Annotated in this window: 9 protein-coding genes; 7 read left to right on the forward strand and 2 right to left on the reverse strand. The window is 65.0% G+C overall.

Annotated features, from left to right (window positions below; genetic code table 11):
• Positions 1 to 109: 109 nt before the first annotated feature.
• The 5 genes from ACEN2S_RS19975 to ACEN2S_RS19995 all read left to right on the forward strand — a co-directional run bounded on the left by ACEN2S_RS19975 (position 110) and on the right by ACEN2S_RS19995 (position 8,846).
• The gene (locus ACEN2S_RS19975) at positions 110 to 1,579 is read left to right on the forward strand and encodes an O-antigen ligase family protein (RefSeq protein ID WP_441869730.1); all 1,470 of its coding nucleotides are present in this window, start codon (positions 110 to 112) and stop codon (positions 1,577 to 1,579) included.
• Entirely contained in the window at positions 1,576 to 2,454 is an 879-nt protein-coding gene (locus ACEN2S_RS19980; protein ID WP_441869733.1) for a metallophosphoesterase, read from the forward strand. The genes ACEN2S_RS19975 and ACEN2S_RS19980 overlap by 4 nt, the downstream gene beginning before the upstream one ends.
• Before the next feature lie 61 nt (positions 2,455 to 2,515).
• A complete protein-coding gene (locus ACEN2S_RS19985) occupies positions 2,516 to 4,648 on the forward strand; it encodes a GumC family protein (protein ID WP_441869736.1) in 2,133 nt (710 codons plus the stop codon).
• 170 nt (positions 4,649 to 4,818) lie between these two features.
• A complete protein-coding gene (locus ACEN2S_RS19990) occupies positions 4,819 to 5,994 on the forward strand; it encodes an ABC transporter substrate-binding protein (RefSeq protein WP_441869739.1) in 1,176 nt (391 codons plus the stop codon).
• Positions 5,995 to 6,068: 74 nt separating this feature from the next.
• Entirely contained in the window at positions 6,069 to 8,846 is a 2,778-nt protein-coding gene (locus ACEN2S_RS19995; protein ID WP_441869742.1) for a methyl-accepting chemotaxis protein, read from the forward strand.
• Positions 8,847 to 8,933: 87 nt separating this feature from the next.
• On the opposite strand, the gene ACEN2S_RS20000 is transcribed toward ACEN2S_RS19995, so the two are convergent.
• Positions 8,934 to 10,019, reverse strand: a complete 1,086-nt coding sequence (locus ACEN2S_RS20000) for a phosphoadenosine phosphosulfate reductase (protein ID WP_441869744.1) — start codon at positions 10,017 to 10,019, stop codon at positions 8,934 to 8,936.
• A gap of 178 nt (positions 10,020 to 10,197) precedes the next feature.
• On the opposite strand from ACEN2S_RS20000, the gene ACEN2S_RS20005 reads away from it, so the two are divergent.
• Together ACEN2S_RS20005 and ACEN2S_RS20010 are read left to right on the forward strand one after the other, a co-directional pair.
• Complete coding sequence (locus tag ACEN2S_RS20005; RefSeq protein ID WP_441869747.1) at positions 10,198 to 11,199, forward strand: hypothetical protein; 1,002 nt, start codon at positions 10,198 to 10,200, stop codon at positions 11,197 to 11,199.
• Positions 11,200 to 11,299: 100 nt separating this feature from the next.
• Positions 11,300 to 14,650, forward strand: a complete 3,351-nt coding sequence (locus ACEN2S_RS20010) for a glycosyltransferase family 2 protein (protein ID WP_441869750.1) — start codon at positions 11,300 to 11,302, stop codon at positions 14,648 to 14,650.
• Positions 14,651 to 14,687: 37 nt separating this feature from the next.
• Here the strand turns inward: ACEN2S_RS20010 and ACEN2S_RS20015 are convergent, their stop codons facing one another.
• Positions 14,688 to 15,926: an AGE family epimerase/isomerase gene (locus tag ACEN2S_RS20015; RefSeq protein WP_441869753.1), complete on the reverse strand. Its 1,239-nt coding sequence runs from the start codon at positions 15,924 to 15,926 to the stop codon at positions 14,688 to 14,690.
• Between the last annotated feature and the right edge of the window lie 24 nt (positions 15,927 to 15,950).

Below are 15,950 nucleotides of genomic sequence, written 5' to 3' on the forward strand. Positions count from 1 at the left end.
CTCTCCTCTCCCGCGGGCGGATGGCGCCACAGGAGCATCGCCGATCAGCTTCGCCGTGCAGCCCGCCTTGAATGGCCTGCACAAAGGCTCGGCGCCGGCAAACCGGCCCTTGCGGCGCGCGCACGGCATTCTGGCGGTACTGCTGACCGCCATTGTCTTGCTGGCCCCGCTGCCCGTGGGCAGCAACCGGGCAGCGGCCTGGATGCTTTGGGCGATGATCCTCTTTGGCGCGGGTGGCATCGCGCTGATCGCGATGACCTGGCTGAGCGGTGACAAGCCCCTGCGCATGTGGCGCTTTTTGCCCTTGGTGACGCCGGTGCTCGTCGTGCTCGGCTGGGGCCTGTTCCAGATCCTGCCGATCGCGGCCTATCTGCCCGGCTTCCTGCAGGCACAACCGCTCAGGGGTGTCCTCGATCCTGCCACGCTCAGCCTTGCGCCCCGTTCGACGCTGATCGCCCTGCTGCGGATCTTCAGCTCGGTGGTGTTCTTCATGCTGATGCTGGAGGTTTCGGGCCGGCTGGAGCGCGCCCGGGCCATTGGCTGGGCCCTGTATTTCGGCGTGGTGATCCATGCGCTTTGGGGGATTGTTGCGCTGAAATTCATGGGGGATACCTATTTCTGGGGCACAAAATCCGCCTATATCGGCTCGGCGACGGGCACCTTCATCAACCGCAATTCCTATGCGACTTTCCTTGGTATGGGGGCCGTTCTCGGCATGGCGCTGATCATGGAGCTGGCGCGGCGGCCCCGCATGCGCCACCCCGACGGCGTGCGCCTCACCTCGCCCGAGAGCCTGACCCTGGCAACGCTCTGGGTCAGCCTTGCGCTGGTGCTGATCACCGTGTTTTCGACGCAATCGCGGATGGGTCTTGCTGTCTGCATGCTGGGCATGTTTCTGGTGTGGTTCCTGTCGCCGCGCGCCGAAAGCCTGCCGCAGGCCGCATCCCGCCCGAAGCGGCGCAAGCCACTGGCCGGAAACGGTCTGCGCCGGCTTGGCATCGGCGCCGGGATCGTTGCGCTGTTCATCATCGCCCTGTTCACCATCGGCGAAGCCACGCTGAACCGCGCCCTGTTCGTCGAGGCCGCAGCCGAATACCGGTTGTCGCTCTATGCGCAGGTTCTTCAGATGATCGCCCAACGGCCGCTCACCGGCTTTGGCCTCGACGCGTTTCCCGCCGCCTATGAGCTTTATCATCAGGCGCCGGTCTCAAGCGCCGTGTTCTGGGATTACACACATTCCAGCTATCTGATGCTCTGGGTCGAGCTTGGCCTTGTCTTTGGCACGCTGCCGATGATTGCGGGCGCCAGAATCCTGTGGCGCCTGGCACGGCTCCTGCGGCGGCGCAAACATGATGTGGCGCTGCCCATCGCCGCTTTCGCGGGATTTGTCCTCGCCGCGCTGCATTCTCTGGTGGATTTCAGCCTTGAAATGCAGGCCAATATCTTCCTGCTGCTGGCCATGCTGGCGCTCGGCATCTCGCGCCGCGACGTGCCGCAACGCCGCATCAACAGCGAGGATGCCGCCGGGGATGACACCGCGCAACGCGGGCTGTCCCTGCCCGGCGGCCGCACCGAATGAAGCTGCTGTCCTCGGCCCTGCAGCGTTTTGCCCGGCCAAAGGCCCCCGCAGCGCTGGCCCGGGGCATTCTTCTGGACAGCACGCCCGCCCGGATCTACGCCGTCGGCGACATTCACGGCGAAGCCCGGCTTTACCGGCAGCTGGAGCAGATGATCCTCGCCGATATGGCCATGGAGGCGGCACCCGGCGCCCCTGCGGTTACCGATGCGGTGGTGATCTTGCTCGGGGATCTGATCGACCGGGGCCCCGACAGCGCCGCGTTGATCGATCATCTGCTGGCGCCCGCACCCCGCGGCCTGCGCCGCATCGTTCTGCGCGGCAACCACGAAGACATGGCCCTGCGCTATCTCGACAATCCGACACCCGATGCGGCCTGGCTGCAGCATGGCGGCGCCGAGACCCTGGCCTCCTATGGCCTCGCCGCCGACGAGCGTCTGGGCTACGGGCTGCCGTCCCGCCAGATGCGGATGCGCCTCGATGTGCACCTGCCCGAAGATCACCGCGCCTTCCTGTCGCAGCTGCCCCATTTCGTGCAGACCCCGGAATATTACTTCTGTCACGCCGGACCCGAGCCCGATCTGGGCCTGACCGAACAGCGCCCACGCACGCTGATGTGGTCGCGCGGCTTTGCCGATGACAATCTGGCCGCCCCCGACGGTCTCGGTCAGCGTCTTGTGGTGCATGGTCACATGCCTGTGACCTCACCGGTGCTGCGCGATTGGCGCCTTAATCTTGATACAGGCGCCTGCTTTGGCGGCCCCCTGTCCGCTGCGCGCCTCATTCCCGGGCAAATGCCCCATGTTATTGCAGCGCAGCCAGGCCGCACTGTGCAGTCGCCGCATTTTAAAGTGGCACCACCAGCGCCGGACTGGTAGTCAAAGGCATATTTTAGTCTATCAAAGCTCCGTTCGGATCAAAAAGGCAGCCAGGCGCCCCATGGACACTGACACCCTAGACCTTCGCTCAATTCTTTCGCTCTTCCGGCGCCAGATCAGTCTCATTTTGATGACGACCGCCTTGATGCTTGCATTGGCCATCGGCTATCTCGCCATTGTTAAGCCGGTGTACACCGCGACCGCTCTGGTCATGGTCGACACGGCGCAGAAATCATTGGTCTTTGCCGACAACCAGAACAGTTCGGCCTCGACAGACAACGCCAAGGTCGAGAGCGAGGTCGAGATCCTCAAATCGCCCACCGTCGCGCTGGCCGTGGTCCGCGATGCCAATCTGATCAGCGATCCGGAATTCGGCCCGAAGCTGTCGACGACCGACAAGATCCGGCAGGCGCTTGGCTTTGAAACCGCCAATGACACCAACGGCGATGCCGTGCTGCAGGGCGTGCTGGGCCGCTTCAGCAATGCCATCACCGTGCGCCGCCGCGGCCTGACCTATCTGATCGCCGCCTCTGTCGCCTCGCAGTCGCCCACCCGCGCGGCGGAGTTGGCCAATGCGCTGACCGCCGCCTATATTCAGGCGCAGGTGGATTCCAAGATCGCCGGCACCCTCGGCGCGCGCGACAAGCTGCAAACCCAGATCACCGCGGCCAAAGAGGCGCTCTCCAATTCCGAAGATGCGATCGACACCTATATCGACCGCAATCTGGAGCGGATCGAGAAAGACAGCGGCCGCACCGACATTGCAGAAATGCGCAAATCGCTGGAAAGCCTTGAATCCGAAAAGCTGAGCGCCGAAGTGAAAGCCGCAGAATCGCGCAGCGCGATGGAGCGGCAGGACTGGGCCTCGCTCGCGCAGAGCCTGGGCGATCAGGGCCTGGCAGAGCTGCAATCGCAGCGCGACAGTCTGGAAAAGCGTCTGGCCGGTACCGCCAGCGGCTCGGCCGACGAGGTAGACCTGCGCACGGCGCTGGCCAAGCTGCAGGATCAGCAAGAGGCGCAGGCGCAGGCCGCCATCGCCTCGGTCACCGGCCAGGCCTCGGCACTCGACGGCAATGCCCGCGATCTGCGCAGCCAGATCCGCGACACCCTGCTGACCGGTCAGATCTCGTCGCAATTCGTGACCGAGCTCTACCAGTTGCAGCAAGAAGGCAGTGTCGCCCGCAACCAATATCAGGAACTCCTGTCGCGCATGCGCGAGCTGGAGACCCAGGCGGCGGTGCAGCTGGCCGATGCGCGGGTGGTTTCCCCCGCCCTGCCGCCGAATGCTGCCTCGTTCCCGAACAAGAAACTGGTGCTGGTGATGGCGCTGGTCGGCGGTCTGGGTCTCGGGGTGGGTCTGGCCTTCCTGAACGATTATTTCGTCGGCGGCATCACGTCGGAAAGCCAGCTGCGCGACATCCTGCGCGCCCGCGTGGCCACCGCCGTGCCGCTTCTGGCGCTCAAGCCCGAGACCGAACTGTCGATTGCCGACAACGTGGTGACGGCACCGCTCTCGCCCTATGCCGAGGCGATCCGGCGCCTGCGGGCCTCGCTGGAGATCGAATTGCGCAAAGTCCCGCGCGAGCGGGATGAGGCGGGGCATGTTCTGGGGCAAACCGTCGTGGTGACCTCCTCGATCCCGGCCGAGGGCAAAAGCACCACCGCGCTGGCGCTGGCACGCGCCTTCAGCCTGTCGGACCGCAGCGTCATCATCATCGACGCCGATCTGCGCAAACCCACGGTGCACAAGCTGACGGGCCTGTCGCCCGCCAAGGGGCTGATCGATTATCTCAGCGATCCGCACAGCGAAGCGATGAGCGAAACCCTCGTGCTGCGCGATCCGCTGACCGCGGTGTCGCTGATCCCGGGTGCCGGCCGCGCACATAAGGAAACCGACCAGCTGCTCGGCTCCGACATCTTCGCACAGCTGGTGCGGGTCGCCCGGCAAAGCTTTGACATCGTGGTGATTGATACGCCGCCAGTGCTGCCGGTGGTCGACACCCGCTATCTGGCGGGCTTTGGCGATGCGGTGGTGATGGTCGTGCGCTTCGGCATGACCGGCCAGAGCGATCTGCGCTCTTCGGTGCAAACCCTCAGCGAAGTCATCCGCCCGGGAGTTGAGCTGCAGACCGTGCTGAACCACCAGCCGAAATCGGGCAACAGCTATCGCTACAACAGCTATTACGAAGCCTGACCGCGGTTTCACAGCTCTCCGGCCGTCCCCCTTCGCCCCTGCGAAGGATGGGGCGGCCGTTTCAATTTGACGGGTTATGCGTAAGAAATATCCTGTATCCGACATATCCAATACGCATTTTTAAAGGTTTTGCGGACAGATGGCTCCAAAGCGATCGCTAGGAGATTCACATGTTCGACCCAAGACGCCTTTTCCGCGCCAGTATTCTGGGCCTCGCATCCGGCATCGCCCTGACCGGCCATTCCTTTGCGCAATCCACCAAGGCGGTCACCGCCGATCGCGTGACCTTTGCGCAGATTGCAGTGCTCTCCGGCCCGAATGGCGACATGGGGGCGGGTGTCAAACTGGGGATCGAGGCGGCTTTTGCCGAAGCCAATGCCAAGGGCGGCATCCAGGGGCGGCAGGTTTCGCTGGAATCGCATGACGACGGCTATGAGCCGCCCCGCGCCCTGACCGCGCTGCGCGACGTGATCGCAGCTGATTCGGCTCTCGCGCTGATCGGCAATGTCGGCACGCCGACCGCCGCGGCGATGGCCCCGATGACCGTAGAACATGGAATGCCGGTCATTGCCCCTTTCACCGGCGCCTCGTTCCTGCGTGCGGCCGACGCCTCCAACGTGCTCAACCTGCGCCCCGGCTATATGGATGAGGGCGAGGCCTGGGCCGCGCTGCTGGTCGATCAGCGCAAATACCGCAAAATCGCGATTCTCTATCAGGACGACGGCTTCGGCCGCGCGGGTCTCGCCGCGCTGAAAGCCGCACTCGCCAAACGTGAAATTGAGGTGGTGGCCGCAGGCGTCTACACCCGCAACACCACAGCGGTGAAAGCCGCGCTGATCGACATTCGCCGCAAACGGCCGCAGGCGGTGGTTCTGGTGGCAACGGCGAAACCGGTGGCCACCTTCCTCGAAACCGCCGCCAAGCTGAATTTCGCCCCCGCCTTCGTCAACGTCTCTTTCGGCGCCGATCAGGTGGCGAAAACGCTGGGCGCCAAAGGCGCAGGCCTGATCATGACCCAGGCGGTGCCGTCGCCCGATGACACCAGCCGCGCCTCGGTGGCGGCCTATCAGGCTGCGCTGCACGCCTTTGATCCCAAGGCCGTGCCCGACCACACCAGTTTCGAGGGCTATCTGTCCGGCCGCCTCGCCCTGAGCATCCTCGACACGGTGGGCAAAGACGTGACCCGGCAGAAATTCCTCGATGCGATGGCAGCCCTGAAGGAGGTCAAGATCGACGATCTCACCCTGACCTTTGGCGCCGGGGACAATCAGGGGCTGGACGCGGTGTATTTCACCAAGATCGACCCGACGGGGCAAATCATCGCACTGCCCGCCGACGCAAGCTGACCCGAGCGCCCTACGGGGCACGGTGTCCCGACCGGGGCGCTATCCGAGCAATGATGAAAAGCACAGGCACATTCATGCGCAATCTCTTCGCCAAAATCTTTGGCAGCATCACCGCAAAGATCGTGGTCATTTTGCTGGCCATGGCCGCCCTGACCGGCACAGCCGTGGTCACCAGCCATCTGGTGTTCACCAAAGTCGCCACCGATATGACCGACATGACGGCACAAAAGCTGCCGGCACTGCAAAGCAGCAGCGACATCTCTGACGCCACCAGCCTTTTGCGCAACAGTCTGACCGAGGTGCTTCTGGCCGAAGACACCACCTCGCTCGACGCGGCACGCGATTCGCTGCAGGCCAATCTGACCGGCCTCAAGGGCCGCATCGACCAGTTGGGGGATGTGGAGCGGGCCAGCATGGCGCCGTTGCTGGAATGGGTGAGCCAGGCGCTGGATGCGCTGGATACCGCGCGCCGCTCGGAATTCACCAATGCCGAAGTGATCCGCAATGCCGAGCTTGAACTGAACAACGTCGCCTATTCGGTCGGGAACATGCTGGCCGAGCAGGCCGACACCAGCTTCTTTGATGCGATGATCGCGGGCGAAGCGGCGATGAAATCGGTGGGGGATGGCGTCACCAAACTCTCGAAACTCGATTTTGGCGCGCTGCAGATCGTGCTCAAGGCCGAGGCGGAACTGAACATGATCTCGGGTGTCGCCGTGGCGCTGTCCAGCGCGACCGACACGACTCTGGTGACGACGCTGAACGAGCAGGGCAAGAAATCCATCGCCCGGCTGGAACGCATGCCCGCGAAAATGCGCGAACTGGGCACCACCGCGTCGCTGGCGGACCCGCTGGAGAAAAACATCAAACTGCTGAGCGAGGTTCTGGAGGGTGGCCGCGTGCGCGCGCTTGTCCGCCGGGATGAAGTGCTGGCATCGGTCAGCGCGCTCAACCGTCAGCTCAGCACCGCCGAACAGGCGATCACCATGGATCTGGTGATGTCGAGCAGCGCCACCACCTCCGAGAACAAGGCCACCGTGGGTCGTTTGCTGGATGAGCATGTCAGCCAGATCCGCCACACTGCCGATCTCAACACCGCTGTCCGCGCTTTTTATTCAAGCGCGCTGGAGGCAGCCCTCGCCAATGACGACTCGACGCTGATGATGGTGCAGGACCGCCTGTCGGGGGCCTCGCAAACGATGGAACGGCTGGCCTCCGAAGACAAAGATCCGGAAATGATCAACCGTCTCTCCGGGCTGCGCAGCTTCATCGATCCGAAAGAGGGCATCGTCGCCAAGCGCCGCGCGCAGCTGCAGGCGCAGGTGACCGCGGCGGACAATGCGCGCACGGCGGCAACACAGGTCAATCAGATCGCGCAGGCCGCCGGGCAAATCGCAACGATGCAGCTGAGCGTCATCGGCAGCAACAGCCGCGACATCCTCGGTGAGATCACCAAATCGCAATCGGCGATGAACATCGTCAGCACCATCAGCGCCGCGGTGTTTGCGGTCGCGCTGCTCGCCGTCTGGTGGCTGATCGTGCGGCCCCTGCGCGCCGCCACCAATGCCACCTCGCGTCTGGCGAATGGGGATCTGGACGTGGTCGAGAAACTGGGCCGTCCCAGCGGCGAGATCGGTCAGCTGGTCTCTGCCCTGCGCGTCTTCCGCGATGGCATCATCGAAAAGCAGCGTCTGGAGGCGGAGGAGGCCACCGCGCGGCAGGAACGTGAGGCCGCCGCCAAACGGCAGGCCGAAGAGGAGCGCGCGCGCGAACAGGCCGAGATGGCCCGCGTGGCGGCACAGGAACGGGCCGAGCATGAACGCGAGGCCGCCGAAGCCGCCGAGCGCGAACGGCTGCGCGCCGCGGCGGATGCCGAACGGGCCGCGCATCAGGCCGCGCAATCGCGGGTGGTCACCGCGCTGGCCGATGGCCTGCGCGCGCTCGCGGTGGGCGATCTGCGCGCCCGCATCACCGAAGCCTTCCCGGAGGGATATGAGCAGCTGCGCCTCGATTTCAACGAGGCGGTGACCGGGTTGAACAGCGCCATCCGCGACATCAGCGACAGCGCGATGACCATCCATGCCGGTTCGGACAACATCTCTTCGGCGGCCGAAAATCTGGCCCGCCGCACCGAACAGACGGCCGCCACGCTGGAGGAATCCGCCGCGGCCCTGACCGAGCTGACCGCTTCGGTGGGCTCGGCCGCGCAAAGCGCCGATGAGGCCGACCGCGTGGTGCTGCAGGCACGTCAAAGCGCCGAAAAGAGCAATTCGGTGGTGAATGATGCCGTGGCCGCGATGGGCGAGATCGAGCAAAGCTCGAGCAAGATCTCGAAAATCATTGATGTGATCGACGATATCGCCTTCCAGACCAACCTCCTCGCGCTGAACGCGGGCGTTGAGGCGGCACGGGCGGGCGAAGCGGGCCGCGGCTTTGCGGTGGTGGCGTCGGAAGTCCGCGCCCTCGCCCAGCGCTCTTCCGAGGCCGCGCGCGAGATCAACGGGCTGATCACCGATTCCAGCCGTCAGGTCGGCCGGGGCGTCGATCTCGTGCATCAGGTGGGGCAATCGCTGGCGGTGATCGTGAAATCGGTCACCAACATTTCGGACAATGTCTCGACCATTGCCGCTTCGGCGCGCGAACAATCGACCGGCATTTCCGAGATCAACCTCGCCGTTGGCCAGCTCGACCAGACCACCCAGCAAAACGCCGCGATGGTGGAAGAGACCAATGCCGCCAGCCAGGACCTGACCAAAGAGGCCGAACGCCTGAACCAGATCATCAATCACTTCACGATTGATCTGCAGGCGGAATCGGTCGAACTGGGCCAAAGCGGCCGCGACGCCGCCTGAGGCAGACAGCCCCTGAAACGCAAAGCGCCGGGAAAGATTCCGGCGCTTTTTCGTGTCTTGCAGCGCCGATAGGCCCACGAGAACAGCTCAGCCACCGGGCAGGCGCCGCCCCTCAGCCTCCAGCTTTGCCGTCGCCGCGCGCAGGGCCTTGCGGAATTTCGGCCCCCGCCGGGTGGCGAGGTAATGCGAACACAGCAGCGCCACCAGATAGGTCTTGCCGCGTGCCTCAACCCGCGCCAGCAACTCGCGCAGGTAACGCGAATAGCTGCGCCGCGCCCGCAGGAGCTGATAAAATTCGAGATCGGTCAACCGGCCCTCGATGGCGCCCTCCACCACCTTTTTCAAAATCCCCATCCCCTGCATCGCCGAGGCGATGCGGTGTCCCATCAGGCGGCATTTCAGCCGGATGATGCCCGGCTCCGCGAACAAGGCGGCGTGCCGGTCATCCAGCCGCGCCAGCGGATCCCACATCAGATAGACCTGCGCCGCACTGGCCAGCGAGGCCGGGCCAAAGCCATAGCGGCTGTTGAAATCGCGGTGTCGCGCCTTGGCGTAGCGCGTCTCCCAAGGCGTCACCGCCGGATCGAGCGTCGCCTGCGGGCTGATCAGGATCACCGTTGCGCCGGGGGCCGCCGCCGAAAACGCCGCCGCCGCATAGCCGCCCATAGAGGCGCCGTAAAAGATCACCCGCTTGAACTGGGCAAAAAAGCCCTCGTCGCGCAATTCGTCGAAAAAGTCGAAAACCGCCTCATCGCGGTACCAGGTCCAGTCATGCGCCATCATGCCAAGGATCGACCAGCCATGCGACTGGATGAAGTGAAACCCCCAGGGCAAGCGCGTGGTGCCATGCGAAAACACATGATCGAGGTTCTCGAAGGTCACCACCAATGTGTCGCTGGACTGCACATAAAGCGCTGTGTGATCGGCCCCCAACTCGCGGTAAAAGCCGTTCTCTTCCCCGATCTCGGCCAATTCGCGCCGCCAGGCTTCCCGATCCGCTTCCGGCGACACCACCGGGACCAGCGTCGGATCGGCGGGGGTATCGTCGGCCTGCCCCTCCGCATCCTCTTCCGTATCTGCCTGCGGCCCCAGCGCGGCCCTCAGTACCGGCGCAGCGGCCAGAGCCTCTTGCGCCCCGCGGTCTCCCTCATCCGAGGCAGCCTCTTCTGACATCACGCATTCTCCTGTCGCCCGGGCGAGACTCTGTCACGCGAATGCGGCGGTCTCTTGCGATTTGGGTAGCATTGCCGGGCCCTCTTGTCGACGTGGATCTCCTGAACGCGGGCCTCCGGGCCTTCCCAAGTCCCGCCGCTGCCGCTAGCCTGTGCAGATGCAGAATCCCGAGATGCCGATGCCCGAATTTGACGCCTTTGCCCATCTGCGCCAGCTCGCCGACAGCCGCGGGGGATTTTGTCAGGAGCTGACCAATCATGTGCTGGCCTATCTGCCGGGCGCGGGGCGGCGGCTTGTCGTCACCTTTGACAATCTGATCTCGGCGAAAACCCCCGGCAACCGCATGCCCTGGGGGCAGGATTTTCTGGCCGCGCAGGGCTGGGACGTGCTGGGCGTCATGGTCAAGCAGAGCGACTGGTTCCGTCAGGATGACCTTTTCGACCTGCTTGAGGAATTGCGCGATGCGGGGTTCTTTGCGCAATTCCCCGCCGTGACCTTCTACGGCGCCTCGATGGGGGGCTATGGTGCCGCCACCTTTGCCGGGCTGGCACCGGGCTGCACCGTCGTGGCCTTCGCGCCGCAAAGCTCGCTCAGCGCCGAGATCGCGCCCTTCGAGAAACGCTACCGCTATGCCCGCAGCCAGACCGACTGGACCGGGCGCTATGCCGATGCCGCCGAGGGGCTCCGCGCCGCCGGGCGGGCCTATATCCTCTATGACCCGATGGAGCCGACCGATTCCGCCCATGTCGCGCGGATGACGGGGCCGAATGTCACCCTGCTGCCGATGCGGCATTCGGGGCATAAACTCCCGCCAGCGCTGATGCGGATGAACATTCTGAAGCCGGTGATCATCCCGGCGATCGAGGGCAAATTGACCCCGGCGGCCTTTCATCAACTGCACCGCGCGCGGCGGCAGTCGGTGCCCTGGCTCACCGGACTCCTCGGCAATGCCGAAAAGCGCGGGCATTTCGGGCTGGGCCTGCGCCTGGCCGACCGCCTTCTGGCCGAGACGCCGCATGCCAAGCTGAAAGCCGCACGCCGGGCGTTGCGCGATGCCAAAATCGCCGCCCGCCGTCAGGCGCAGCGCAGCGCCCAGCGCGCGGCCCGCCGTGCCCGCCTGAGCAGCAATCAGAGCACCGCCGCATCACCGGCACCAGAAAACGCCCCGCTCGGGGGATAAGTCCCGGCTCTGCCTTGGTTTCGCCAAACCGGGCTGCTAGCCTCCGCGCCAAAGACAGTGCTATTTTCCGCCCCATATCGGGCATGACAGGGTTTTGACGATGCATGAGATCGGTTTGTTGTGGATGCGTGGCTCGCTGAGTTTTCTCGAGAAGCTCTGCGTCAAATCCTTTGTCGATGCCGGTCACCCGACCATCCTCTACAGCTATGAACCCATCGGCGGCGTGCCAGACGGGGTTGAGCTGCGCGACGCGGGCGAGATCCTGCCCGAAACCGGCTTTCTGACGCATGAGCGCACCGGCAGTCCGGCGCTGCATTCCGATCTCTTCCGCTACAAGCTGCTGGAAAAGACCGACAACATGATCTGGGCGGACACCGACGCCTATTGCATGCGCCCCTTCACCACGCCGAACGGGCATTTTTATGGCTGGGAAAGCGGCCATCACATCAACGGCGGCGTCCTTGGCCTGCCGAAAGACAGCGCCACGCTGGCCGCGCTGCTCGACTATACCCGCGACGAATTCGCCATCCCGCGCTGGTACGGCCCGGAATATGAGGCGGAGCTGGAGGCGAAAAAGGCCGCGGGCGAGCCTGTCCATGCGGGCGATCAGCCCTGGGGCGTCTGGGGTCCGCATGCGATCACCTATTTCCTGCATCAAACGGGCGAGGCGCGCTTTGCCCTGCCGCGAGACGGGCTCTATCCGTTCTCGTTCCGCGACCGCCGCAAGATGGTGAAGAAAAAGGTCGATACCGCGCTTTACCTGACCGAAAATACCTTTTCCGTGCATCTCTACGGCCGCCGCATGCGCAAACATGTGGCCGAAGCCTATCACGGCCTGCCGCATCCCGAGGGTCTCTTGGGCAAGCTCCTGATCCGCCACGGCATCGACCCCTGCGAAACACCGCTGCGCGATTGCCCGAACCCCGACCGCGACCATCCCCATGCCCGCGCCTTCCGCGAGGCGATTGCCGGCAAGCAATACCCCGCCATCGCGCTGGGGGCGGGTGACGCCTACCGCGACGGCGGCAACAAGACCCGCAAGATCTCCGACGAGGAGAAGGCCGCCGCCCTCCTGCGCGACAAGGGCGGCGAGACCGAGACCGTTCCCACCCCCGCCGTTGCGGTGACCGATCTGCCGCGTGTGGAACCCGCCCCCCTGCGCCGCGTCACTGCCGTGACCACGATGAAGAACGAAGGCCCCTATATCATCGATTGGGTGGCCTATCACATGTCGCTCGGCTTCACGAATTTCCTTGTTTATACAAACAATTGCGACGACGGCACTGATGAGATCCTGAATTGCCTCAGCCAGAACGGCATCGTCACCCGCGTCGACAACCCCGCCGATATGGCGGCGGGAGAGCGGCCGCAATGGGTGGCCCTGAAACTCGCCAGCGCGCATCCCCTGGTGACCGAGGCCGATGCCTATATGGTCTTTGACGTCGATGAATATATCTCGATCCACGTCGGTCAGGGGCGGCTTGAGGATCTCCTCGCCGTTTCCGGCAACCCCGAGCTGATCTCGATGACCTGGCGGCTCTTTGGCTGCGGCGGCGTGCTCGAGTTTGTGGATGAGCCGGTCCCGGCGCAGTTCCACCATTGTGCGCCGGAATTTGTGCGCAAGCCGCATAATTGCTGGGGGTTCAAGACGCTGGTCCGTCAGCCCTCCACCTTCACCCAGCTCGGCGTCCACCGTCCGGGCGGCGCGCGGCGCGAAGAGATGCCGCATTGGATCGCGGGCTCCGGCAAGCAGTTCGGCGATCATTACATGAACAATGGCTGGCGCGTCTCGCTCGACACCTGGGGCTATCAGCTCTGCACGCTGAACCATTATGCCGTCCGCTCGCTCGACGGCTTTCTGGTGAAACGCGACCGTGGCCGCACCAACCATGTCAGCCGCGATCAGGGCCTGTCCTACTGGAACATCCACAACCGCAACGATGAGCAGGACCCGAGCATCCAGCAATGGCTCGACCGGATGCGCTCGGTCCGCCAGGTGCTGGAGCTGACGCATCCCGGCCTGAGCGATCTGCACGCGGGCGCCGTCAACTGGCACCGCGCGAAAATCGCCGAATTGCGCGCGCGCGAACAATTCGCCGATCTGCGCGCCAAGCTGGCGCAGGACCCGATGTCGCATCAGGTCAAGGATGCCCCGGTGGCGCGCGATCCCGCCGCCCCGGTGGCCGTTGCCGCCCCCAAAGTGAAAACCGGCAAAGTCCCGAAAGCGCCCAGCGCCCCGGCACTCATGCGGGCGGGCCATGTCGATCTGGTGCGCCGGGCCGATGGCGATGTTTTCGCGCTCGGCGCGCTGAACCAGCGGATGTATGAGGCGAATGAGGCGCGCGCCGCGCATTTCCTCGGCCGTCTCGCGCCTCTGGCCGAGCCGCAGAGCAATGACGAAGTGCTGATCATCACCAGCCTGCGCAATGAGGGTGCCTTCCTTCTCGAATGGATCGCGCATCATCAGGCCATCGGCGTCACGCATTTCCTGATCTATGCCCCCGCCTGCGATGACCCGACCGAGGCGATGCTGGCCCAGCTCGCGCGTCACGGGCTGGTCACCCGGCTGGAGGCCGAGGGCGAGGGCGCGGCGAAACCGAAATCCCTGCGCCAGACCCTGAACCTCGCCGCCGGGCATCCTTTGGTGGAATCCGCCGATTGGGTGTTGCCGCTGGAAGTCGACGAATTCGTCACTGTTCATGCAGGATCCGGCACCATCGCCGACATGCTGCGCGAGATGAACGACCCCAATGTCGTCTCTCTCCTGACCCGGGTGCATGGCAATGCGGGCACCGCGCAGTATCACGACGGGCTGATCACCGAAGGCTTTTTCGACTGCGCCCCGGGTGTCGTCGGCAAGGTCGCGCGGGATGAGGACAATGCCCACGGGCTGCGCGCGGAAAACGGCGATCTGCCGGTCGATCCGCAGGTGCAGGCCTGGACGCTGCGCAGCATGGTGCACAGCTCGGCCCCGGCGGGCAAGCTTGGCGTCAACCGCCCGATGGAGCTGGATCCGGCCGAGATCGATGACCTGCGCTGGGTGAATGGCTCCGGCCTCTGCTGGCCCGCCGAAGAGCAGGCCGACAATGTCTGGCGCGCCTCACGCGAAACGGCGGGTTATGCTTTGGTGACGCTGAACCAATATCCGCTGCGCTCGGCCGAGAGCTATCTCGTGCGGCTCGCTTCTGCGGGAATTGCGCCGGAACAGGGTCTGAATGACTGGCAAAGCCGCAATTATGTGCAAGAGCGCGATGACCGCATTCTGCGCCATGTGCCGCAAACCCGCGCGGCCCTCGACACGCTGCTGGCCGATGCCGACCTCGCCCGCCTGCAGGCCGAGGCGGTCGCCTGGCACCGCCAGCGCATCGCCGCCCTGCTGCAAGACCCGACCTGGCGGGCCGTGTTCGAGACGATTACGGCCCCGATGCAGGCCGAAGCCGCCGCCGAATGATCCTTGCGCCGGGGCCACACAGCCTCGGCGCTGGACCTCAGAGAACCAGACCTTCGCGCAGCCCCCGCGTCAGGCTGCCCGTCGGCGGCACCAGCGGGATCAGACAGGCCTGCAGCGCGTGATAGATGTCGGGCTTGCCCTGAAACACCCGGCTGACCGGGCGCAGATCCTCGGCCCCGAGTTCCGGGTGCCAGCCCCCCGCCGGATCGATCAGATGCTGCGCGGTAAAGCCCCAGATGCGACGGTACCATTCCTCAAACTCCGCCGCCCCGCCCGAGGCGCGCAGCACCGAAGCCGCGCCGATCCCTTCGGCACAGGGCCACCAGTAGCGGTCACGCTGCGCGGGCACATCCGCCCAATCCAGCGTGTAATAGAACCCGCCCTGCGTCCTGTCCCAGCCAATTTCCACCGTGCGGCGAAACAAGGCTTCCGCCGCCGGGCGCAGCCAATCGAGCCTATGTCCGCCCAAATGCCACAATTGGATGAGGAGACGCGCCCATTCCAGCGCATGGCCGGGCGTGGTGCCCGCCGGGCGGAACATCGGATCGCCCGCATAATCGCGGTCAAGCGTCCAGTCGGCATGGAAATGCTCGGCCACCCGCCAGCCCTGCGCCTGCGCGTGGCGCTGAATGATCAGCGCGGCAATCCGCTCGGCCATCGTCAGATACTCGGCCGCGCCCGTCGCCTCATAGGCCGCCATCAGCGCCTCGGTCAGATGCATATTGGCGTTTTGCCCGCGATAGCCCGGCACCTCATGCCAATCCGCGTCAAATTCCTCGCGGCTCGCCCCCGCCGCCTCATCCCAGAAACGCTCCCGGATCACCGTGCTCACATCTGCCAGCAGGCGGTCGGCATCCGGATGCCCCACCACCTTCGCCGAGGAGGCGGCGAGCAGGACAAACGCATGCCCATAGGCCTGTTTGCGGCCATCGGCCACCGCATCGCCCTGCACCCCCCAATGATAGCCGCCGCGCGCGGCATCGCGGTGCCGCGCCCAAAGATAGTGCATGCCGTGATCGACCATCTCCGCCGCCCCCGGCAGGCCCAGTTGCAGCCCGATCGCCTGACAATGCACCATCCGCGTCGTCTCATGGATCTGCCGCAGCCCCTCCGCCCGCGGCTGTCCCCCGGCATCCAGCGTGTAAAAGCCCCCCGACGGATCGGTCGCGCGGCCAAAAAACCGGAACAGGTCCAACGCCTGCCCCAAGAGCCACTGCCGATGCACGGGCCGTGCGGTAAAATCCGGCCCCGTCACCTCAACACCCATCCACCCCATCTCTGATCCTCCTCGCGTTGCGCC

Origin of the sequence: Phaeovulum sp. W22_SRMD_FR3, from assembly GCF_052113705.1 — a bacterium.
Lineage (GTDB): Bacteria > Pseudomonadota > Alphaproteobacteria > Rhodobacterales > Rhodobacteraceae > JBGQOG01.

Excerpts from the sequence above, each read along its gene's own strand:
- ACEN2S_RS19980 (WP_441869733.1), top strand. The coding sequence starts at position 1,576 with ATGAAGCTGCTGTCCTCGGCCCTGCAGCGTTTTGCCCGGCCAAAGGCC.
- ACEN2S_RS19985 (WP_441869736.1), top strand. The coding sequence starts at position 2,516 with ATGGACACTGACACCCTAGACCTTCGCTCAATTCTTTCGCTCTTCCGG.
- ACEN2S_RS19990 (WP_441869739.1), top strand. The coding sequence starts at position 4,819 with ATGTTCGACCCAAGACGCCTTTTCCGCGCCAGTATTCTGGGCCTCGCA.
- ACEN2S_RS19995 (WP_441869742.1), top strand. The coding sequence starts at position 6,069 with ATGCGCAATCTCTTCGCCAAAATCTTTGGCAGCATCACCGCAAAGATC.
- ACEN2S_RS20000 (WP_441869744.1), bottom strand. The coding sequence starts at position 10,019 with ATGTCAGAAGAGGCTGCCTCGGATGAGGGAGACCGCGGGGCGCAAGAG.
- ACEN2S_RS20005 (WP_441869747.1), top strand. The coding sequence starts at position 10,198 with ATGCCCGAATTTGACGCCTTTGCCCATCTGCGCCAGCTCGCCGACAGC.
- ACEN2S_RS20010 (WP_441869750.1), top strand. The coding sequence starts at position 11,300 with ATGCATGAGATCGGTTTGTTGTGGATGCGTGGCTCGCTGAGTTTTCTC.
- ACEN2S_RS20015 (WP_441869753.1), bottom strand. The coding sequence starts at position 15,926 with ATGGGGTGGATGGGTGTTGAGGTGACGGGGCCGGATTTTACCGCACGG.